General features: G+C 72.2%; 18 protein-coding genes, 2 tRNA genes and 1 pseudogene. 12 read left to right on the top strand and 9 right to left on the bottom strand.

Features of this window, described 5'->3' with window-relative positions:
• Nucleotides 1–394: 394 nt before the first annotated feature.
• Entirely contained in the window at nt 395–1,666 is a 1,272-nt protein-coding gene (tyrS, locus tag AB4880_RS18415) for a tyrosine--tRNA ligase (RefSeq protein WP_367920685.1), read from the bottom strand.
• A gap of 117 nt (nt 1,667–1,783) precedes the next feature.
• On the opposite strand from tyrS, the gene AB4880_RS18410 reads away from it, so the two are divergent.
• From AB4880_RS18410 to AB4880_RS18380, 7 genes and pseudogenes are all read left to right on the top strand, one after another.
• Nucleotides 1,784–3,142, top strand: coding sequence for a serine/threonine-protein kinase (locus AB4880_RS18410; RefSeq protein WP_367920684.1), 1,359 nt, complete (start codon nt 1,784–1,786; stop codon nt 3,140–3,142).
• A gap of 19 nt (nt 3,143–3,161) precedes the next feature.
• A complete protein-coding gene (locus AB4880_RS18405) occupies nt 3,162–3,938 on the top strand; it encodes a serine/threonine-protein kinase (RefSeq protein WP_367920683.1) in 777 nt (258 codons plus the stop codon).
• An 18-nt stretch (nt 3,939–3,956) separates the two neighbouring features.
• Complete coding sequence (locus AB4880_RS18400; protein ID WP_367920682.1) at nt 3,957–4,706, top strand: DUF72 domain-containing protein; 750 nt, start codon at nt 3,957–3,959, stop codon at nt 4,704–4,706.
• A 13-nt stretch (nt 4,707–4,719) separates the two neighbouring features.
• Entirely contained in the window at nt 4,720–5,466 is a 747-nt protein-coding gene (locus AB4880_RS18395; RefSeq protein WP_367920681.1) for a PIG-L deacetylase family protein, read from the top strand.
• Nucleotides 5,444–5,797, top strand: a pseudogene (locus tag AB4880_RS18390) (maleylpyruvate isomerase N-terminal domain-containing protein); the annotation flags it as partial. The gene AB4880_RS18395 and the pseudogene AB4880_RS18390, both read left to right, overlap by 23 nt.
• A gap of 2 nt (nt 5,798–5,799) precedes the next feature.
• Complete coding sequence (locus AB4880_RS18385) at nt 5,800–6,222, top strand: hypothetical protein (protein ID WP_367920680.1); 423 nt, start codon at nt 5,800–5,802, stop codon at nt 6,220–6,222.
• A 122-nt stretch (nt 6,223–6,344) separates the two neighbouring features.
• Nucleotides 6,345–8,258, top strand: coding sequence for a hypothetical protein (locus AB4880_RS18380; RefSeq protein ID WP_367920679.1), 1,914 nt, complete (start codon nt 6,345–6,347; stop codon nt 8,256–8,258).
• A 76-nt stretch (nt 8,259–8,334) separates the two neighbouring features.
• Here AB4880_RS18380 and AB4880_RS18375 read toward each other — a convergent pair.
• The 4 genes from AB4880_RS18375 to AB4880_RS18360 all read right to left on the bottom strand — a co-directional run bounded on the left by AB4880_RS18375 (nt 8,335) and on the right by AB4880_RS18360 (nt 11,579).
• Nucleotides 8,335–8,408, bottom strand: a tRNA-Ile gene (locus AB4880_RS18375).
• A gap of 7 nt (nt 8,409–8,415) precedes the next feature.
• A complete protein-coding gene (locus AB4880_RS18370) occupies nt 8,416–9,405 on the bottom strand; it encodes a phosphotransferase (protein WP_367920678.1) in 990 nt (329 codons plus the stop codon).
• 33 nt (nt 9,406–9,438) lie between these two features.
• Nucleotides 9,439–10,857: a sensor histidine kinase gene (locus tag AB4880_RS18365; RefSeq protein ID WP_367920677.1), complete on the bottom strand. Its 1,419-nt coding sequence runs from the start codon at nt 10,855–10,857 to the stop codon at nt 9,439–9,441.
• A gap of 5 nt (nt 10,858–10,862) precedes the next feature.
• The gene (locus AB4880_RS18360) at nt 10,863–11,579 is read right to left on the bottom strand and encodes a response regulator transcription factor (protein ID WP_367920676.1); all 717 of its coding nucleotides are present in this window, start codon (nt 11,577–11,579) and stop codon (nt 10,863–10,865) included.
• Between the two features lie 132 nt (nt 11,580–11,711).
• Between AB4880_RS18360 and AB4880_RS18355 the strand changes: the two genes are divergently transcribed.
• From AB4880_RS18355 to AB4880_RS18345, 3 genes are read left to right on the top strand one after another with little or no spacing between them, the layout of a single operon-like run.
• Complete coding sequence (locus AB4880_RS18355) at nt 11,712–12,218, top strand: hypothetical protein (protein ID WP_367920675.1); 507 nt, start codon at nt 11,712–11,714, stop codon at nt 12,216–12,218.
• Nucleotides 12,219–12,266: 48 nt separating this feature from the next.
• Complete coding sequence (locus AB4880_RS18350; protein ID WP_367920674.1) at nt 12,267–12,866, top strand: TetR/AcrR family transcriptional regulator; 600 nt, start codon at nt 12,267–12,269, stop codon at nt 12,864–12,866.
• Nucleotides 12,863–14,653, top strand: a complete 1,791-nt coding sequence (locus AB4880_RS18345) for an alpha/beta fold hydrolase (RefSeq protein ID WP_367920673.1) — start codon at nt 12,863–12,865, stop codon at nt 14,651–14,653. The genes AB4880_RS18350 and AB4880_RS18345 overlap by 4 nt, the downstream gene beginning before the upstream one ends.
• Before the next feature lie 25 nt (nt 14,654–14,678).
• Here AB4880_RS18345 and AB4880_RS18340 read toward each other — a convergent pair whose 3' ends face one another.
• The 4 genes from AB4880_RS18340 to dnaG form a co-directional block, all read right to left on the bottom strand.
• Complete coding sequence (locus AB4880_RS18340) at nt 14,679–16,433, bottom strand: sulfatase-like hydrolase/transferase (RefSeq protein WP_367920672.1); 1,755 nt, start codon at nt 16,431–16,433, stop codon at nt 14,679–14,681.
• Nucleotides 16,434–16,607: 174 nt separating this feature from the next.
• Nucleotides 16,608–16,680, bottom strand: a tRNA-Asn gene (locus AB4880_RS18335).
• Nucleotides 16,681–16,760: 80 nt separating this feature from the next.
• Nucleotides 16,761–17,249 (bottom strand): hypothetical protein, encoded by a 489-nt coding sequence (locus AB4880_RS18330; protein WP_367920671.1) that lies wholly within the window; start codon nt 17,247–17,249, stop codon nt 16,761–16,763.
• Nucleotides 17,246–19,120 carry a DNA primase gene (gene dnaG / locus AB4880_RS18325; protein WP_367920670.1) on the bottom strand — a complete coding sequence of 625 codons (1,875 nt, stop codon included), beginning with the start codon at nt 19,118–19,120 and terminating at the stop codon, nt 17,246–17,248. Before dnaG ends, AB4880_RS18330 begins: the two co-directional genes overlap by 4 nt.
• Before the next feature lie 225 nt (nt 19,121–19,345).
• On the opposite strand from dnaG, the gene AB4880_RS18320 reads away from it, so the two are divergent.
• Both AB4880_RS18320 and AB4880_RS18315 read left to right on the top strand, forming a co-directional pair.
• Entirely contained in the window at nt 19,346–20,152 is an 807-nt protein-coding gene (locus AB4880_RS18320) for a L,D-transpeptidase (protein ID WP_367920669.1), read from the top strand.
• Nucleotides 20,153–20,194: 42 nt separating this feature from the next.
• On the top strand, nt 20,195–21,118 hold the full coding sequence (locus AB4880_RS18315) for a choice-of-anchor P family protein (protein ID WP_367920668.1): 924 nt from the start codon (nt 20,195–20,197) through the stop codon (nt 21,116–21,118).
• Nucleotides 21,119–21,146 lie beyond the last annotated feature (28 nt).

The following is a 21,146-nucleotide window of genomic DNA, read 5'->3' as shown; positions in this document are numbered from 1 at the left end:
TGCACACAAACGTCACAATCAATCTATGCATGACACACTGTTGAGTTCTCAAACATCACACGCGTCGAAGTTCCCGCGCCTTGTTGCGACGCGTTCGTCTTCGTGCTGATGCAGTCCGAAACCTTAGACCCTGACCCCAGCCTGTGCCAAACCCGGAAGGATTTGCTTTTCTGACCGGTGCCCGAACCAGGAGTTCGAGACTTGGTGATCGCGGGGCCGGAAACCCCCGGCTGACCGCCTCGTTGTTTCCCGCCGCACCCGGCGACAAAGAGAACATTACGCATCCCGCGTCAGAAGCACAAATCGGAACGGCGTGACCCGGGCCACAGCGTTCCGACGGGGGTTCTGGAGCGCTCCCGGGAGGCCCGCGACGGGCCTCCCGGGAGCGCCTGGCTCAGCGCACGCGCACGCCCGCGAACCGCTTCTTGCCGCGGCGCAGCACCAGCCACGACGAGGCGATCAGGTCGCCGGCGTCCGGCACGTGCTCGGGGTCGTCGACGCGCACGTTGTTGACGTAGGCACCGCCCTCGGCCACGGTGCGCCGCGCCTCGCCCTTGGACTTGGCCAGGCCGGTGAGCGTCAGCAGCTCGACGACGTCGGGGATGCCGGCGCTGCCGTCGACGTCGACGGCGCCCGCCTCCCCCAGCGCCGCCTCGAGCGTCGCGCCGGAGAGTGCGGTGACGTCGCCGCTGCCGAAGAGCGCCTCGGCGGCGGCCTTCGCGTTCTGCGTCTCCGTTGCTCCGTGCACCAGCGTGGTGACCTCGTCGGCGAGGACCTTCTGGGCCTCGCGCAGGAACGGCTTCTCCGCGTGCCGGGCCTCGAGCGCCTCGATCTCCTCGCGCGGGAGGAAGGTGAAGACGCGCAGCAGGTCACCCACCTTCTCGTCCTCGACGTTGAGCCAGAACTGGTGGAAGGCATACGGCGGCATCATCTGCGGGTCGAGCCACAGGGCGCCGCCCTCGGTCTTGCCGTACTTGGTGCCGTCGGCCTTGGTGATGAGCGGCGTCGCGAACGCGTGCGCGGTGCCGCCCTCGGCCCGGCGGATCAGCTCGACGCCGCCGGTGAGGTTGCCCCACTGGTCGGAGCCGCCGAACTGCAACGTGACGCCGCGCTCGCGGTAGAGCGTCAGGAAGTCCATCGACTGCAGCAGCACGTAGGAGAACTCCGTGTAGCTGATGCCGGACTCGAGGCGGCGGCGCACCGTCTCCCGGGCGAGCATCCGGTTGACCGGGAAGTGCTTGCCGACTTCGCGCAGGAAGTCGATGACCGACAGGCCCTCGGTCCAGTCGTGGTTGTTGACCATCGTCGCGGCGTTGTCGCCCTCGAAGGAGAGGAACGGCTCGATCTGGCGCCGCACCCGCGCGGTCCACTCCTGCACGGTGTCGAGGGAGTTGAGAGTGCGCTCCCCCGAGTCGCGCGGGTCGCCGATCATGCCGGTGGCGCCGCCGACGAGGGCGAACGGCGTGTGCCCGCCGCGCTGGAGGCGCATCGCGGTGACGATCTGGACCAGATTGCCCATGTGGAGACTCGGCGCGGTCGGGTCGAAGCCCACATAGAACCGGACACTGCCCTCGCCGAGCGCCGTACGCAGCGCCTCGCGGTCGGTGGACTCGGCCAGCAGGCCGCGCCACTCGAGGTCGTCCAGAAGGTTGGGGTCGACGGACACGTCGGTCCTCTCCGTTCGTTGTTCAGGTGTGGGACTGTCCCGGTCCAAGAGTGCCCCATGCGGGGAGGTCCGGCCCACCGGGTTGCACTCGGTGGTCCCGGGTAGGTTGCCACCACCATGACCAACCAGCGGATCTCCGGGCGCTACCGCCTCGAGCGGACGGTCGGCCAGGGCGCGGGTGGGGCGGTCTGGCTGGCCCACGACGACCTGCTCGACCGCGCGGTCGCGCTCAAGCGGATCGGCGGCTTCGCCGGGAGCGCGGCCGCCGAGGACGCCGTCCGCGCCGAGCGGGAGGCGCGGATCGCCGCGCAGCTCGGGCACCCGCACGTCGTCTCCGTCTACGACCTGGTCACCGACGACGACGGCACCTGGCTCGTCATGGAGTACGTCGACGGCCCGGCGCTGTCGGCCGCCGTGCGCGACAACGGTCCCTACTCCCCCGACGAGGCCGCCCGCCTGCTCGCGCCGGTCGCCGACGCCCTCGTGCAGGCGCACGCGCTCGGCATCGTCCACCGCGACGTGAAGCCGTCGAACATCCTGGCCGGCGACGGCGGGGCCAAGCTGACCGACTTCGGCATCGCCCGGGGCGCGGAGGACGCGACGCTGACGCGCACCGGCATGGTGACCGGCTCGCCGGCGTACCTGGCGCCCGAGGTGGCGATGGGCCAACAGGCGACCGTCGCCAGCGACGTGTGGGCGTTCGGCGCGACCCTGGTGCACCTGCTGACCGGGCGGCCGCCGTACCACCACCCCGACAAGGACAACGGCCCGCTCGCGGTCGTCTACCGGATCGCGCACGAGGACCCGCCGCGTCCCGAGGAGGCGGGCTGGCTGGCGCCGCTGATCGCGGCGACGATGACCAAGGACCCGGCGCAGCGGCCGTCGATGGCGGCGGTCCGCGACCACCTGGCCCGCACCACCCTCGTCGCGGAGCAGACCGCCGTGCTGCCGGCCGTCCCGGTGCCGCCCCCGCCGCGCACGCCGCCCACGGCTCCGCGGCCGGAGCGGTCGGCGAGGCCGTCGCGGGCGCTGCTGATCGCGGGCGCGGTCGCCCTCCTCGTGCTGGTCGCGGTGGTGGGCACGATCGCGCTCACCCGTGGCGGCGACGAGCCGTCGGCCGGACAGACCTCGTCGTCCCCTCCCCCGCGGACGACGACGTCCGCCACCACACAGACCACCGCGCCCACGGTGGCCCAGCTCGTGGACTTCGCCCGCCGCTACGTCGCCACGGCCAGCCGCGACCCCAAGGCCGGGTTCGCGATGCTGACGCCGGCCTACCAGCGCCGCAGCCCTGGCTACGCCGACTTCTGGGGCCCGATGAAGAACCCGGAGATCCTCACCATCTCGGCCGACCCGGCGGCGCTGACGGTCACCTACACCTATCGCTACGTCTTCCCGGGCAAGGGCCGGCGCACCGAGACCGTCACGCTGCGGCTGGTCCAGGTCGACGGGCGACTCCTCATCGACGGAGCCTGATCGGGGCTAGGTTGGCCCGGTGAGCGAGGACGACGAGGCGGCGCGCCGGTTGCTGCCCGTCGCCGACGCCGTCGCGGCGTCCCACGCGGAGGGCCGGCTGCACGGCACCGCGTCGAGCGCTCCCGACGAGGTGCGCTGGCTCGGCACCCAGCTCTCCCACGCCGGCTCCGCGGGGCGGCCCGGCTGGCTCGCGCCGCTCCACGAGCTGGCGATGCGACCCGACCCGGCGGAGCGGCCCACGGCGGCGGAGTTCGCCGACTACCTGCGGGCACGCGTGGCGCCGCCCTCGCCGCCCCTGCGCCCGCGCCGCTCCCCCGCGCTCCTCGTGCTCGCGGGTGCGGCGGTCGTCACCGTGTTCGGAGTCGTCGGCGCGGCGCTGCTCTTCACCGGGGGCGGGAACGAGGCTCCCGCCGAGACGCCGTCGCGGGCCGAGCCGACCGCCGACACCGAGGACGACGAGCCGACCGCGACCAGGTCGGCCGAGCCGGTGACGGCCCGCCGGCTGGAGCGGTTCGCCCGCGACTACGTGACGACGGCGAGCAGCGACGCCGAGCGGGGGTTCCGGCTGCTGACCCGCGACTACCAGGGGCGGAGCCCGCGCTACCGCGAGGTGTGGACGGCGATCCAGGACCCCGAGATCCTCAGCCTGGACAGCGATCCGGCGACGCTGACCGTCCGCTACACCTACCGCTACCGGCTGCCCGGGGGTGCGCGTCGTACCGAAGAGGTGACCTTGCAGCTCGTGCAGCGCGGCGGACGCCTGCTCATCGCGGGGGCGACGGCTCGGCCGGGCTGACCCGGGTACCCCGGAGGGATGGGCGAGATCCGGGTCGGTACGTCGGGATGGGCCTATCCGTCATGGCGCGGCGACTTCTTCCCACCCGGGCTGGTGCAGCGCACGGAGCTGAGCTATCTGGCCGAGCGGGTGTCGGCGCTGGAGATCAACGGCTCCTTCTACGCGCTGCAGAAGCCCACGTCGTACCGGCGTTGGCGGGACGCGACGCCCGACGACTTCGTGTTCGCGGTGAAGGGCAGTCGGTTCATCACCCACCTCAAGAGGCTGCGGGACGTCGAGCAGGCGCTCGCCCGCTTCTTCGGGTCGGGGCTGGAGGAGCTCCGGCCCAAGCTGGGGCCGGTGCTGTGGCAGCTGCCCGCGACCCAGGCCTTCGACCCCGCGCTGCTGGCCGACTTCTACGCGCTGCTGCCGCGCACGCTCGGGGGGCGGCCGGTGCGGCACGCGCTGGAGTTCCGCAACCGCAGCTTCTGCGTGGACGAGGCGTTCGCCCAGCTGCGCGAGCACGACATCGCCTGCGTCATCTCCGACTCGCCGGGACGCTGGCCGATGGCCGAGGCGGTGACCAGCGACCTGGTCTACGTGCGGCTGCACGGGCACACCGAGCTGTACGCGAGCGGGTACGCACCCGCGTCGCTCGATCGCTGGGCGGAGCGCTGCCGCGCCTGGGCGCGTGACGCCGACGTACACGTCTACTTCGACAACGACGCGCGCGGCCGGGCGCCCTGGGACGCGGTCCGGCTCCTCATGGCCCTCGACGGCCGCGAGTGACATGCTCGGACGCATGAGCGAGACTCCCTCCCCCCTGCAACCGCTCGACGAGGACTGGGAGCGTGCCCTGTGCATCGTCGCCCACCCCGACGACATGGAGTTCGGCGCCGCCGCGGCGGTCGCCCGCTGGACCGGCCAGGGCAAGTCCGTCGCCTACTGCATGGTCACCAGCGGTGAGGCCGGGATCGACGGCATGGACCCGGCCTCGTGCCGCGCGGTGCGGGAGAAGGAGCAGGTGCGCTCGGCCGAGGTCGTCGGCGTCGACACCGTCGACTTCCTGCGCCAACCGGACGGCGTCCTCGAGTACGGCGTCGCCCTGCGTCGGGTGCTCGCCGCATCGGTCCGCGAGCACCGGCCGGACATCGTGATCACCGGCAACTTCCGCGACACGTGGGGCGGCCGGAACCTCAACCAGGCCGACCACATCGCGGTGGGTCGCGCGGTGCTGGACGCCGTACGGGATGCGGGGAACCGGTGGGTCTTCGCCGAACAGATCTCCGACGGCCTGAAGCCGTGGGGCGGCGTGCGGGAGGTGTGGGCGTTCGGGTCGCCGGACGCGACGCACGCCGTCGACACGACCGCGACCTTCGACGCCGGCGTGGAGTCGCTGAAGGCGCACGCGGCATATATCGACGGTCTGGGCTGGGAGAACTGGGACCCGCGGGAGTTCCTCGAGGGGATGGCGCGCGCGACCGGCACCCGACTGGGGGTCACGTTCGCAGCGCCCTTCGAGGTCTTCCCCATGGGCTGGGGTGAATGAGCGCAGCGCGGCCGACGCCGCGGCGGCGTACGCCGAGGTGCAGGCCCGGCTCAGCGCCGTGGTGGCGTCGCTGCCCGCTCGTGACCTGACCCGACCGGTGCCCGCCTGTCCCGACTGGACCGTGCAGGACCTGGTCGCCCACCACACGGCCGTCATCGGCGATCTCGTCGGCGGATCGCTGTCCGAGCTCGGCGACCTGTCCCGACTGCTCGACCAGAACGGCGATCCGGACGTCGCTCGCGACCGCGACGCGATGACCGCCCGGCAGGTCGCCGAGCGGCGGGGCCGGAGCAGCGACGTGGCGAGACGCCCTTCCCGGACGCCGTCGGCGCGATGGGCGCAGCGATCGCGATCAACGACGTCGTCGTCCACGAGGGCGATCTGCACGAGGCGATCGGTCTCGACCGGCCGCCCGTCGTCCAGGCCACCTCGCTGGCGCTCGCGGGCTACGGGTTCTCGCTCGATCACCGGGTCCGGAAGGCCGGTCTTCCCGCCGTCGCCTTCGCGTACGACGGCAAGCGGCGCGTCTTCGGAGAGGGCGAGCCCGCAGCCGTCGTGAGCGCCGATCGCCCTGTGCTGGTGCGGCTTCTGGCGTCGCAGATGACGAGCGACGAGCGACGAGATCCGGGCGATGGCGTGGGAGGGCGACCCGGCGCCGTACCTGCGGATCCTCCCGGAGTACGGCCCGTCGGTCCGCTGACCTCATGTCTCGGACCCCTTGACAACGAGCGATCCGGGCTCATGTCACGCGTGTGACGGAAGTTCGTTCATTTTGGCCCGAACCCTTCTCAACTGGCTCGTGAATGCTCCACGCTGGGCCCGCCAGTTGGCGAACTTCACCGGCCTCGGGGCCTTCTTTGCTCCCAAGGAGAAGTCGCATGTCCCAGCATCGCCGCCGGCGTCGTCTGACGCCCGCCCCCCACCAGTTCCGGCGCCTCGGCGTCACCGGCCTCGCCGCCGTCGTCGTCGCGGCCGTCTCGACCGTCATCCCGGCCCAGGCCCAGACCACCGTCACCCCGACCGACGCGGGCGACCCGCCCGTCGTACGCGACAGCTCGGTGACGATCAACGTCGACCGCGCGGCCATGCACTACAGCCGCAGCACGAGCTCGGCGAACTACGCCCAGGCCACTGCTTCCGGCGTGGCGCTCACCGGCTGCAAGGGCGACAACCCCGCCGGCACGAACGCCTCGCCGCGCACCACCGTCACGGTGACCGACCCGAACGGCGACACCGTGCTGACGATGCTCTCGCCAGTGCGCGACATGGGGCTCACCGCGACCGGCTTCCTCGGCAACCCGCCGAACCAGCCGACGCCGACGCAGCCCGCGCCCGGCAACAGCAACTACCGCGGCGACTTCGCAGGCAACACCTACCACGGCATGCACGCCGCCCTCGACCTCGACGGCAAGCCCGCCGGCGTCTACACGGTGACGACGACCGACCTCAACACCGTCAAGACCGGCCTCGGCGCCTGTGCCGTGGGCACGCCGGTCGCGTCCGGCACCGGCTTCGGCAACACCATGACGCCCGGGCCGCACGTGACCACCTCGACCTTCGAGTACCGGCCGTGGGCCGTCCAGTTCAAGGACGTCCTGGGCAACGGCGACGTGCGGGCGAACCTGACTCCGTCGGAGTTCCAGTTCAGCGTCGGCGGCACCTCCTCGCCGATCTACGCCGGCGGCACGCAGCAGACGTTCTACGCGCTGCCCGGCGGCTTCGCCCTACCGTCCGACCCGCAGGCATGTGTGAGCGACCCGGCCGGGTGCCTCCCGGCCGCCGCCACCCCCTGCGTGCCGGCGCAGGGCTGCACGCCGCGCGTGATGATGGTCTACCGCCCGGGCAACTCGCCCGACAAGAACGGCCTGGTCGGCGTCTTCGACCTGGAGACCAAGGCGTTCGTCGCCTACGCGACCACCGGCGGCAGGACCCGGACGCTGATGTCGCTCGGTACCGCGAACGACGCGTACTACCACGACATCCTGGCCAAGCTGGCCGCCGGATCCGAGGCCCAGGGCATCGACCTGGCGACGATCCTCGCGACCAAGGTCCAGGTCCGGTCGAACGGCAACCAGCTGTCGCTGAGCCTGCTCAACGGCCTGCAGATCGACCCGACCACCTCGCCGAACGGCGTGCAGATCGCGTCCGACGCGACGGTCCAGGCGGGGGTCGTCCTCGACATCTACAGCTCGCTGCGGCTGACCGGCGGCGCGTGCGCGGCCAACAGCGCGAGCTCGTCGACCGAGCCCGACCGCTACGCGCGGCGTGAGGACAACGGCTACACGGTCACCAAATCGGACCTGCTCCCCGAGGTGCCGGCTGCCGGCCCGCTGGGTGCGCTCGTCGGCGGTCCCGTCTACCACATCACCGGCAAGTTCAACTCCGGCGCGCTCGTCAACACCGCCACCGCGGTGATCGGCGCGGACACGGCCGCGGACGAGCCGAACGGCTACCCGGTGTGGGTCAGCCCGTTCCTCAGTGGGATCCACACCGCGCACCCGCGGACCATGGACTTCCTGGGCACGGGCACCTGGTCGGCGAGCGAGTCGCCGATCCTCTCCGGCTGCCTCGTGGTCGACTTCCTGCTCGGCACCGGCGTCGCCGTCTACAACAACCCGCTGCCGGTCGGCCTCGGCACGATCTTCGACCCGCTGGCGACGCCGAACGCCGGCGCCGAGAAGCTCACCGACGCCGTCAACCAGGCCGTCGACGACGTGATCGGCACCGCGACGTCGAACCCGACGGTGGACTCGCTGCTCACGCAACTCACGGCGCTGCTGCCGCTGTCCTGAGCGGCGCCGCATGACCGGCCAGGCCGGGTGGGACACGCTCCCGCCCGGCCTGTGCCGTTCGGGAGGTCCCGATGGGTAGGGCGGGTGGGGCTCGAACCCACGACCCAAGGATTATGAGTCCTCTGCTCTGACCGACTGAGCTACCGCCCCGTGGGGCTCACCCTAGTGGGGCCAGTGCGCCGACCGGCGCGCACTCCAGCAGTCGCGCGAGACGGTCGGCGGGAGCGGCGCCGTACTGCTCGCGCTCGGGGGGCGTCATCGTCGCGACGCAGCGTCGCCACGCCTCGACCTTGGCGAGCCGGCCGAGCTGGAGGGCGGCGGGGAGGGCGCGGCGCAGGGCCGGGAGCGGGACGACGTCGCTCCAGACCTCGAGCGCGGTGTCGGCGATCCGCCACAGCTGGGGGTCGTCGATGCGCAGGCCGAGGTCGCGGCGGGCGACGGTGAGCGGGACGGTGAGGCCGCCGAGCGGCTCGCCGAGGAGCGCGTCGGCGAAGTCGAGGAAGCGCGGGCCGGTGTCGGTGAGGACGACATTCGGCGGGTGCAGGTCGTTGTGGAGCAGGGTGATCGGAAGGTCGAGCTCGTCGACCTCGTCGGACCAGCGCTCGACGAGCGGCAGCAGGTCTTCGAGCCGGCGGGCGACGCCGGGGTCGAGTCGGCGCGGATCGCCGGGCGGCAGGGCGCCCAGACGACCGACGGCGTCGGCGACGTAGGTGGTGGCGTCGGCGGGGAGGAGCCGGGTGAGCGCCAGCCGGTCGGCGTACGGCGCGACGAGGCGCTGCAGCTCGGCGCCGCTGCGGGCGATCCGGCACCAGGTGGCGACGTCGACGGCCCCCGGACGCTCGGCGAGCGGCGCGCCCACGTCGCCGGTGAGGAGCAGGTCGTGGTCGGGGTCGGCGGCCACCACCGGCACCAGGTACGACGGCGCGAGCCGTGCGAGCTCCGTCATCAGGCGGGCCTCGTGGGCCTGGCCGGGACAGTTCTGCTTCACGTACGACGTCCCCCTGGCCGCGTCGACCCGCCACACCGTCGACCACGGTCGCTGCGCGACGAGCTCCATCCGGAACGGCTCGCCGACGGCCGCGGCGACGAACGCGCGCAGCTCGGCGCGGAACTCGTCCGTCGCCCACACCGCGCTCGTCCACGTCATGTGCGCAGCGTGACCCCACGCCCGCCCTCGGCGCTAGTGGGTTTCGTTCAACCGGACGCTGACCCGGGTGTCGCCGAGAGCGCTCGCGAGCGCGACCGTGCCACCGTGCGCGGACACGATCGCCTGCACCAGCGCTAGCCCCAGACCCACACCGTCGGCGCGGTGGCGGGCCGCGTCACCGCGGGTGAACCGCTCGAACGCCGTACCGATCAGGTCGGGTGGGAAGCCCGGCCCGTCGTCGTGGACGTCGAACCCGTCGGCGCGGACGGTGACCGTGACGGTGGTGCCGGGCGGCGTGTACTTGCGCGCGTTGGCGAGCAGGTTGGTGACGACCTGGTGGAGGCGGCGCTCGTCGCCGGTGACCTCGACCGGCACGCCGTCCGGGGGCATCACGATCCGCCATCGGTGGTCGGGCGCGACCACGCGGGCGTCGTCGACGGACTCGAGCAGCAGCCGGGTCAGGTCGACCGGCTCGGCCTCGAGCGGACGGCCGGCGTCGAGCCGCGCCAGGAGGAGCAGGTCCTCGACCAGCGCGGTCATCCGCGCCGCCTCCTCCTCGACCTTCGCCAGCGCGACGACGGAGGTGTCCGTGTCGCCGCGGCGCCGGGCGAGCTCGGTGTATCCCGCGATCGTGGTCAGCGGCGTGCGCAGCTCGTGCGACGCGTCAGCCACGAACTGCCGGACCTGCTGCTCGCTGCGGTGCCGCGCCGACAGCGACGACTCGACGTGGGCGAGCAGCTGGTTGAGCGCGAGCCCGACCTGCCCGGCCTCGGTGCGCGGGTCGGTCAGCCGCTCGGGAACCCGCTCGGTGACGCCGATGTCGCCCTCGTCGAGCGGGATCTCGGACACCGCGTGGGCGGTCGCGGCGACCTCGGTGAGCGGGCGCAGCTGACGTCGTACGACGGCGGTGCCGGCGAGACCGGCGGCCACGATGCCGAGCAGCGCCAGGACCACCTCGAGCCGCACCAGCGACAGCGTGGCATCGTCGACGCCCTCGGTGGGCAGGCCCGCGACGAGGGTGATCCCGTCGCGCAGGCCGCGGCCCCGCACGACGCGATAGGTGCCGAGGCCGGGCAGCTCGACCGTGCTGGGCTCGGTGCCGGCCTGCTCGAGCACGGCCATGGCGTCGGACCCCAGCACGGTCTGCTCGATGCCGTTGCCGGTGAAGGTGATGACGTCGCCGCGCTGGGCGCCGTTCGCGAAGAGCGCGATCACGCGGCCGTCGGCACCGAAGCGGTCGTCGGGGCCGCCGCCCGGCCCACTGTGGGTCAGGGCGACGACATCGGCGTCGAGCCGGCTGGTCAGCCACCGGTGCATGCCGAGCGTGGTCACCGTCCCGACCAGCAGCGACACCACCGCGACCAGCGCCACCGCGGTGATCACCAGCCGCGACGTGAGCGAGCGCGGGACCAGCCGGTCGAGACGGCCCGTCACCCCACCCAGCTGGCTCATCCGGCTCATCCGGCCGGCTTGAGGACGTAGCCCGCGCCGCGCATGGTGTGGATCATCGGCTCCCGCCCGGCGTCGACCTTCTTGCGCAGGTAGGAGATGTAGAGCTCGACGACATTGGCCTGGCCGCCGAAGTCGTAGTTCCAGACCCGGTCGAGGATCTGCGCCTTGCTGAGCACCCGGCGGGGGTTGCGCATCAGGTAGCGGAGCAGCTCGAACTCGGTCGCGGTCAGGCTGATCTCCTCCCCGGCGCGGGTGACCTCGCGGCTGTCCTCGTCGAGGACCAGGTCGCCGACGACCAGCGTCGAGCGGCTCTGCTCGACGGCGGTGCCGGCGCGGCGGACGAGGGCGCGGAGGCGGGCGACGAGCTCCTCGAGCGAGAACGGCTTGGTGACATAGTCGTCGCCGCCGGCGGTGAGGCCGGCGACCCGGTCCTCGACGGCGTCCCGGGCGGTGAGGAAGAGGACAGGGACCGAGGGGTCGTCGGCGCGGATCCGGCGCAGCACCTCCATGCCGTCGAAGTCCGGCAGCATCATGTCGAGGACGACGACGTCCGGCGCATGGCCGCGCACCGCCGCGACCGCCTGGCTGCCGGTGTGCGCGGTCTCGACCGCCCACCCCTCGTAGCGCAGCGCCATGGCCACCAGCTCGGCGATGTTGACCTCGTCGTCGACGACGAGGGCGCGCAGCGGGGAGCCGTCGGGGCGGGTCGCGGTCTCGGTCATGGCACCAGACTGTGCCAGCAACCTGTGTCTTCCCTGTGCGGTACTTGTGCGTCAGCCCCTGCGCGACGGACCCATGAGCGATCCATCGTCCGCTCACAGACTCCGCACAGGCTGCGGGCGCATCGTGGAGGCATGAGCAACGAGAACGAGTACGACGCTGCCCAGCCGCACCCGCCGGCCGAGCAGGTCTCCGGGGCATCGGCCGACGTACCTGGCGACGTACCTGGCGACGTACCGGCCGACGCACCGGCCGCCGGGCCGGCCGCTCCGCCCCCGCCGTCCGAGCAGCCCCCGACTGCCCCGCCCGCGGCCCCGCTGCCTCCCGCCGCACCGCGGCAGCGCTGGCGCGACCGCGTGTTCGGCTTCCGGTCGGTGGTCGCGGTGGCCCTGGCCGGACTCATCCTCGGCGGCGGCCTCGGTGTTGGCGCCGGGCTGGCGGCCGGAGGCCACCACCGCTGGGACAGCCGCGACGGCCGGCCGGGGTGGATGCACGGTCCGGGCGAGCACCGGTTCCGGGAGTTCCCGGGCGACGGGCCGCCGGGACAGCCCGGTCCGTACGGCCGGTTCGGGCAGGACCAGCCCGACCAGCAGCCCGGCCAGCAGCCCGGAACCGGGAGCGGCGGCGGTCAGACCGGCTAGGCGGGAGCCTGCACGTGCATAATATGTAGACCGGTCTATTCTTGCGTCATGGCATCCAAGGGAGACCTGACCAAGGCACGGCTGGCCGAGTCCATGCTCGAGCTCATCCAGACCAGCGGCTACAGCGGCACGGGGCTGAACGCCGTGATCGACCATGCGTCGGCTCCCAAAGGGTCGATCTACTTCCACTTCCCCGAGGGCAAGGAGGGCCTGGGCGTCGCGGCGGTCGAGCTCGCGGCCCAGCGGTTCGAGACGCTGATCGCCGAGGCAGCCGTCGCTGCGGGCACCCCGGCCGAGGCTGCCCGCAGCGCGATCGAGGCGCTGACGACCATCGTCAGCGAGAGCGACTTCCGGCTGGGCTGCCCGGTCTCGGTGGTCACCTTGGAGATGGGTGCGGAGAGCGAGCGGCTGCGGCAGGCGTGCGCGACCGCGTTCGAGTCGTGGATCTCGCCGACCGCGGCCTTCCTCGAAGCCAGCGGCATCGCCGCGGAGGAGGCTCGATCGCTCGCGACGGTCGTCGTCTCGGCGATCGAGGGGGCGGTCATCGTCTCGCGCGCCCTGCGGAGCACCCAGCCGCTGGCGGCCGCCGCCGACGTCGTGGCCGGGCTCATCGACCAGCGCTGCCAGGCCGCAGGAGGCACGCGGTGACGCCGCGCGCAGCTGCCCGCCACGCCCTGGTCTTCGGTGCTTCGGGACTGATCGGCCGCCATCTGATCCTGACCCTCGCCGCGGCCGGCGCGGAGGTCACCGCGGCGGTTCGGACCGCCGAGTCCGGGGCGCGCATGGAGCGGTGGCTGAGGGAGCACGGCCTGACCCGGAGCATCGGTACGACGATCGTCGACTTCGACGCCGCCGAGATCATCGCCGGCGGACCCGCGGCCTTCGCGGACGTGACCGAGATCCACAACTGCGCAGGGTCCTACCGATTCGGGATGACCGCCGACGAGGCACGCACCGCGAACGTCGGCATCGTCGAGAAGCTGATGGACTTCGCCGCCGGCCTCCCCGACCTGCAGCGCGTCGTCCACGTCTCGGGCTACCGCGTCGGCGGGCAGGACCCGTCGACGATCCCGTGGTCCGACGACCATCGCGCCGCGGAGTACGAGGAGCTGGGCGCCTACGAGGCGTCGAAGGTGGAGTCCGACGCGATCTTCCAGGCCCGAGCCCAGGAGCTCGGAATCCCTTGGACCATCGTCAACCCGTCCAGCGTGATCGGCGACAGCACGACCGGAGAGTCCGACCAGCTCATCGGCCTGGCGACCACCATCGAGCAGATCTGGGACGGCTCCGCCGCCGCGCTGCCCGGAGACGACGCGACCTTCCTCCCGGTCGTCACCGTCGACTACCTGGCGGCGTTCATGGCCGCGGCGGCCGTCGACCCCGCGGCAGTCGGCCAGGCCTACTGGACGCTGGACGACGACACGCCGCCGCTGGCCGACCTGCTCACGCACGTCGGCCGTCACCTCGGCGCGAAGGTCCCGCGCCTGCGGATGCCGGTCGGGGTGATCAAGCGGCTCCCGCTGTGGATCACCAAGGCAGATCTCGAGACGCTCACCTTCCTCTCCGCCGACCGCTACCCGACCGAGTCTGCGATCGAGTTCGCCGACCGCCACGGGATCGCGATGCCCGACGTCCGGGTGTCTCTCGAACGATGGGCCGACCACCTCGCTGCCCATCGCTTCGGTGCCGCCATGGCCGATGACCGACGGTTCGTCGCCGCCGGCGGCCTGCGGACGTTCGAGCTCGGCATGCCCGGATCGAGCCGGCTGATCCTGCCGGGCCTGCCCGTGAACGCCGACACCTGGGCCGCCGTCGCGGCGGGGATCGGCGCCCGCGCCGTCGACCTGCCCGGCCTCGGCCTCAGCGGCGGCACCGGCGTCCAGGACTGGGAGCGGTGGCTGCCGGCCGTGCTGGCGGAGCGGACCGACCTGATCGGCCATTCGATCGGCGCGGCGGCGGCTGTGGTCGCCGCCGACCGGTTCCCCGCGCAGGTGGAGTCCCTCACCCTGGTCGCACCCTTCTTCCTCCAGGCCTCCAGCGGCGCCACGACCCGGATGCGGCCGCTCGTCCGCACCTACCTGCGACACACCGAGCCGGCGCGGCTGTCGCGCCAGCTGACCGGCACGACGGCGGCGGCAGGGGGGCTCGAGTCGAGCGTCGGCGACCTCAAGCGCGGCAGCGCCACCCGGGTGGCCGAGCAGCTCGCGCGTGCGGGGTCGGAGCAGTGGCGTGCCGAGCTGCGCGCGACGCTGGAGCGGTTCGGCGGTCCGGTCCGCATCATCACGGGAAGCGACGACCCGCTCTCTCCCGATGCGGTCGAGCGACTCGCGTCACTCCCGAACGTGGAGCTGATCTCGGTGCCCGGCGCCGGGCATCATCCGCAGCTGACCCACGGCGACGCCCTCGTCGAGCTGCTCAAGGGAGCGATCTCGTGACGACTTCCGACGCAGGCGGCGACCGCTAGGGCCGGTCCCAGCCGTAGGCCGCGCGGATCGCCGTCCAGTAGGCGTCCGTCGCCTCCCGGTTGGACGTCGGCGAGGCGGCGAGGACGTCTGGCAGCGGCATCCGGCACTGCTCGCCCTTGCAGTCCTTGACCTTCAGCCACAGCTCGTCGAGCGCGGCCCGGATCTTGCGATAGGAGCGGTCCCAGTACTTGTTGTGGTCCTCACGCGGGTCGGTGACCAGGTCGTACAGCTCGCCCCCGCCGTTGCGGAAGCGGGTGTAGGAGTAGCGCGAGACGCGCAGCCCGATCGTCGTCCTGACGTCGGTGAAGTCGGGGTCGTCGCCGGGCGAGGTGTTCATCGCCTCCGAGACGATCGGCGTCGCCCAGCCCTGGTCGCCCTGCTCGAGCGTCGGCACCCGGCTGATCCCGTCGGCGGTCCGCGGGGGCTGGGCGTCGGCCATGTCGAGGATCGTGGCCGACAGGTCGACGGTCGAGATCGGGTCGTAGCGCTTCTGCTCGGTGCGCAGCCCCGGCCCGGTCATCAGCAGCGGCACGCGCAGGGACGGCTCGTAGGCCCAGACCTTGGTGAGCTGGAAGCCGTGCTCGCCGATGATCATGCCGTTGTCGGAGGTGAACATCAGGACCGTGTCGTCCCAGGCGCCCGACCGCTTGAGCTCGCGGACCAGCCGGGCGATGTTGCGGTCCATCACCATGACCGCCTCGGCCCGCTGGCGGGTCACGGTCCGCAGCGCGTCGAGCTGGTCGGGCACGTTCAGGTCCTGGGTACGACGCTGTACCGGCCGCGGCTTGTCGCGCCGGTTGAGCTCGAGCGGCTGCCCGGTCCGCGCGACGCCGGCGCCACGGTCGATGACCTTGTCGAACCAGCCCTTCGCCCAGTCCGGGCGGGCCGGCGTCGGGAGCGAGCCCCAGCGGCCGCGCACGCTGCGCGTGGGCCGAGGGTCGTCGGGCTCGGCGGGGCCGCCGTGGTGCGGGGCGACGTAGTTGACGTACATGAAGAAGGGGTCGCGCTGCGCCGCGAACCGGCGCGCCATCGCGACCGAGAAGTCACCGATGACCTTGCTCTGATAGATCCCGCGGTAGCGGTTGTCGATCGTCCCGTTGACGTTGAACGGCGTGTCGAAGTAGTCGTAGGTCTGGCCGTGGAAGCCGGCGTTGCCGGGGTTCTCGACGGCCGCGCGCCAGTCGGTCCAGCCCGGCGGCACGAACCGGTACGACGGCTCGCCGCTCACCTTCGACAGCGCGACGCCGTAGCGGTTGAGGTACTTGCCGACGAAGCCGGTGCGGTAGCCCGCCGCGCTCAGGGACGTCGCGAGCGTGCGCGAGTCGTCGAAGGCGCCGTAGCCGTAGGGCGGGGTGTGCCAGAAGACCTTGTGGTTGTGGGCGTACTCGCCGGTCAGGAAGGAAGCGCGCGCCGGGCAGCACAGCGGGTAGGGCGAGAAGGAGTTCTCGAAGGTCACCCCGTGCCGGGCGATGATCCGCCGGACGTTCGGCGCGAACGCGAGGTCGTCGACGCGCATGTCGTCGGCCATCACCACGACGATATTCGGCTGCTTCGGCAGCTGGGCCGTGGCCTTCGGCTCCGGGGTGCTCTGCGGCGCGGCCTGGCCCGGCCCGCCACCGGGCGTCGTACCGGGCTGCGGACGCGTCTGCGGGTGCGAGTCATCGCCGGAGCGCAGCACCACCAGGGCCACCACGAGGGCCACCACCACCGCCAGCGCGACCGCGCCCGACCTGCCTACGGACGCGCGCATCCGAGCCCTCCCTCACCGTTCACCGGGACACCCTACGTTCGTGATGACGCGGCGGCGGGCTCAACGGTTGCGCGCCGCCCTGCAGGTTCTGCCGATCAGTCTTCGGCGTCCGCGCGGTTGCCGTGGGAACGGCGAAGGGCCTGACCCGCTCACGCGGATCAGGCCCTTCCTCTGCTCCCCCGACTGGACTCGAACCAGTAACCCTTCGATTAACAGTCGAATGCTCTGCCAGTTGAGCTACGGGGGAATGCACCACCCGACCGGCGCCGGTCGAGCGGGGAAACATTAGCAAGAGCGGACCCGCCGCCAGAAATCGCGGGGCGGAACTCACTCGCCGACGTCGGCGCGGGCGGCGGCGAGGGCCTCCTGGACGACGGCGTCGACGGCCGGGTCGGCCGGGTCGAGGCCCTCGTCGTACTCGACGAACCAGGCGAGGTCGCCGTGGGTGCCGGGCGCGCGGCGGGCCAGGATCCGCACCGAGCGGCGGCCGGTGACGGGTACGTGCCGCTGGACGACGATGCTCGCGGTGACCCGCTCGCGGACCAGCTGGAGCAGCCGACCGGCGTCGTCGAGGTGGAGCGTGTGCACCGGCGCCGGCTCGCCGAAGCGGCCGACCTCGACCACGTGCAGGGTCTCGGAGTCGAGGTCCCAGTCGGCGCTCGCAACCTGCTCCCACGGGATCCGCTCGGGCAGGTAGAGCGCGTCGCGGGAGCCGCCGACGAGGTGCTCGCCGGACGCGTCGCGGACCGGCGCCCAGGCGAGCAGGCGCTCCCCCGGGCCGACGGGAAGCTTCGGCCGGTGCGGGACGAGCCTCACGCGCCGCCGCCCACGATCTTCTCGCGCAGCATGCGGCGGTGCTGCTCGAGCGCGGCGAGCTCGCCGAACATCTTGTTGTAGTCGACGGCGTTGTCGAGCGGGTTGGTGCGCTGGAGGCGGGCCTTCACGTCGTCGATCCTGCGGAGCACGGTGAGCTCCTGGAGCCGGTTGACGTGGAGGGCCACGTAGCCGGCATCGATCTCCTTGGAGATCGGGATCGGCTCGACGGCCAGCGCGCTGACCAGCGACGACACGGCCGGCTCGGTCGCCGCGTCGCGCAGCTTGGCCACCCAGCCCGGGTCGTTCTGGCCGGCGACCGTGCCGCCCGCAGCGGCGATGAGGTCCCACACCGCGCGATAGGTCGGGTGGGTGAAGTCGTTGCTGCCGATGTCGGCGGTGGTGCGGCCGACGGCGAGCGGGTGCTGGAGCACCACCTTGAGCGTCTCGCGCTCGAGGACGAACCGCGGGTCGCGCAGGTCGGGGACGTTGGAGCGGGCCGGCGCGGCGACCGGACGCGCCTCGGCCTGCTCGCCCCGGCGGCCGCGGTTGGCGACGCGTCGTACCTCGGCCTGGACCTCGGTCGGGTCGACGCCGGTCAGCGCCGCGATCTCGCGGGCGTAGGAGCTGTTGACGACCGACTGGTCACGGCTGCTGAGGACCAGCTTGGCCGCCTCGCGTACGGCGGACATCCGGCCGTCGGCCCGGTCGAGGTCGAACTGGCGGACCACGTTGCCGAGCACGAACCGGTAGAGCGGCTGGCGGGTCGCGACCAGCTCGCGGACCGCGGCGTCGCCCTGCTGCATGCGCAGCTCGCACGGGTCGAGCCCGTCGGGGGCGACCGCGACATAGGTCTGGGACACGAAGCGCTGGTCGCCGGCGAACGTCTTGAGCGCCGCCTTCTGGCCCGCCTCGTCGCCGTCGAAGGTGAAGATCACCTCGCCGCCGAACTGGCGGTGGTCGTCGAGGAAGCGGCGCAGCACCCGGGCGTGGTCGTCGCCGAACGCCGTACCGCAGGTGGCGACGGCGGTCGTGACGCCGGCCAGGTGACAGGCCATCACGTCGGTGTAGCCCTCGACGACGACGGCCTGGGAGGTGAGCGCGATCTGCTTGCGCGCCTGGTCGATGCCGTAGAGGACCTGGCTCTTCTTGTAGATCGGGCTCTCGGGGGTGTTGAGGTACTTGGCCTCGATCCGGTCGTCGTCGAACAGCCGGCGCGCCCCGAAGCCGATGGTGTCGCCATTGGTCTCGCGGATCGGCCACATCAGCCGGCCACGGAAGCGGTCGTAGAGCGAGCGGCCCATCGCGACCAGACCGGCGGCGACGACCTCCTCGCGACTGAACTTGCGCCCGCTCAGGTGGCGCCACAGCGCCTCCCCGTCGCGCGGCGAGAAGCCGACGCCGAAGGTCAGCGCGGCGTTCTGGTCGAAGCCGCGCTCGGCGAGGAACGTCCGGGCGGCCAGCGCGTCGGGCGAGCCGAGCTGCTCGGCGTAGAACTCCTGGGCGACCGCGTGCGCCTCGACCATCCGCCGGCGCTGCGGCCCCTTGGGGCGCTGCTCGTCGGAGCCCTCCTCGCGACGCAGCTGGATGCCGTACTTGTCGGCCATCCGCTCGACGGCCTCGCCGAACGTCAGGCCGTCGATCTTCATCAGGAAGGTGAAGATGTCACCGCCTTCCTGACAGCCGAAACAATGGAAGAATCCGCGGCTCGGCGTGACGTGGAAGGACGGCGACTTCTCGTCGTGGAAGGGGCACAGCCCCTTCAGCGACCCGCCGCCGGCGTTGCGGAGCGTGACGTAGCCCGACACCACCTCGTCGATCCGGGCCTTCTCCCGGACCGCGGCGATGTCCTCGTCACGAATCCGGCCGGCCACAAACCGATCCTACTGAGCACTGCGCAGTGATGACGCAGCGCCTGCGCAGCACCTGTGCAGCACCTGTGCAGCACCTGTGCAGCAGCCCGGCCCAGGGTTCTCCTGCAGTCTTGGCGAACCCTCCACTAGTCTCCCCCGTGACCTTTGTCCCGGTTGCGTCGTTGCAGACGCGGGGAGGACCGCACGAAGGGGTCATGGGGATGGACGTCCGGGGAGGGACCGAGCATGGAGCAGGAGTCTGCGCGCAGCCGCGCCAGCTGGCCGGTGACGCTGGTCGTGCTGCTCTTCGCGATCTCCGCCCTGGTCCTCGTGCTCAAGGACGGCGGCGGCAAGACCGCCCCGGAGCCGGCCTCCTCGCCCACGGCGAAGCTCGACCTCACGTCACTGCCGATGAGCTCGACGACAGCCACGATCAAGGCCGCGCCGAAGGACCCGCGTCCCACGAAGGTCCCCAAGGGCACCGTGGTGCACCCCAAACGGGTCATCCCCCTGTACGACGCCCCGGACGGCAAGGCCTTCGCGAAGATCGGGCCGAAGCAGTTCGGCGACACCTGGCTGCCGGTGATCACCCGCAACCGCGACTGGGTGCAGGTGCTGCTCCCGTCGAAGCCGAACGGCTCGACCGGGTGGCTGCGCTCCTCGGAGCTGTCCGAGGCCAACAGCCGGTTCCTCGTCGTCGTCCATCTCGGCGCGCGCACGCTGGAGCTGGTCGAGGACGGCCAGCCGGTCGGCATCTGGACCGTGGCCATCGGCGCCGCGGCGACGCCGACGCCGGTCGGCCGCACCTTCGTGCTCGGGCAGATCGTCGACGACAAGCAGCCGTTCTCGCCGGTCATCCTGCCGCTGGGCAGCCACAGCGACACCCTCGACTCCTACGGCGGCGGCCCCGGCACGGTGGCCCTGCACGGATGGACCGACCCGGCCGTCTTCGGCAAGGCGGTCAGTCACGGCTGCGTGCGGGTGCCCGATGACGCGCTCGCCCTCCTCCGGACCGTACCCATCGGCACCCCCGTCATGGTCGACCAGGCCTGACTCCCCCACGGCCGACAAGTGATGAAGATGAAGGGAACCCCCATGAAGATCAAGCGGCACCTGGCCCCGGTGGCCGGCGCGCTCCTGTTGGTGACGGGTGGCGCGTCGATCGCGCTGCTCGGTGGCGGCGAGGCCACTGCGGCCGGTACGCCGTCCTCGGCGTTCGGCCTCGAGCTCAACATCGCCGGCAACACCGCACTGGACCGGACGCCGTCCGTGGTCTCCACCGACGGCAAGCCCGTCACGGACTCCCTCGTCGACCTCCCCGTCGCCCCGCTGCTCGACGGCGGTCTCGTCGTCGCGTCCGCGCAGAACGGCTCCGCCTCGGCCAAGGTCACCGGCCTCGGCGTCGGCCAGGACCTGCTCAACACCCTCGGCCTGTCCGGCGCCACCACCAAGCCGCTCGTCGACGCGTGCAAGCAGATCACCGATGCGCTCGCCCCCGTCGGCGGCGTCACCGGCACGATCAACGACACCCTGCTCAAGGGCCTCGACGACGCGCTGACCCAGATCGGCAACGCGACGTCCGGCACCGGCCTCGACCTGAGCGCGCTCGGCGCCCTCAAGCTCGACAAGCTGCTCCCGACCCAGCTCGACGGCCTGTGCGAGGTCCTCTCCGGCAAGCTCAAGCTGGTCGGCGCCGACTCCGTCGTCGCCGAGTGCAACGGCAAGACCGGCACGGTCACCGTCGCGGGCCTCAAGGCGCTCGGCCTGCCGGTCGAGATCGGCACCGACGCGGTCAACAAGAAGGTCGAGATCCCCGGCCTCCTCAACCTGACCATCAACCGGCAGACCGCCAACGCCGACGGCACCTTCACCGTCGACGCGCTCTACCTCAACCTCCTCGGCCAGGTCGAGCTGACCGTCTCGTCCGCGACCTGCGGCAACGTGACCAGCGGCGAGATCGACCCGAGCGACGCGCCGTCCCCGACGCCCGTCGAGTCGCACGTCCCGGTCACCGGCTGACCTGACGACACCGTCGGCATCCGACCGG

It is taken from the genome of Nocardioides ginsengisoli, assembly GCF_039537225.1.
In the GTDB taxonomy this organism is placed as follows: Bacteria; Actinomycetota; Actinomycetes; order Propionibacteriales; family Nocardioidaceae; genus Nocardioides; species Nocardioides ginsengisoli.
This window is presented reverse-complemented; position numbering and strand designations above follow the sequence as displayed.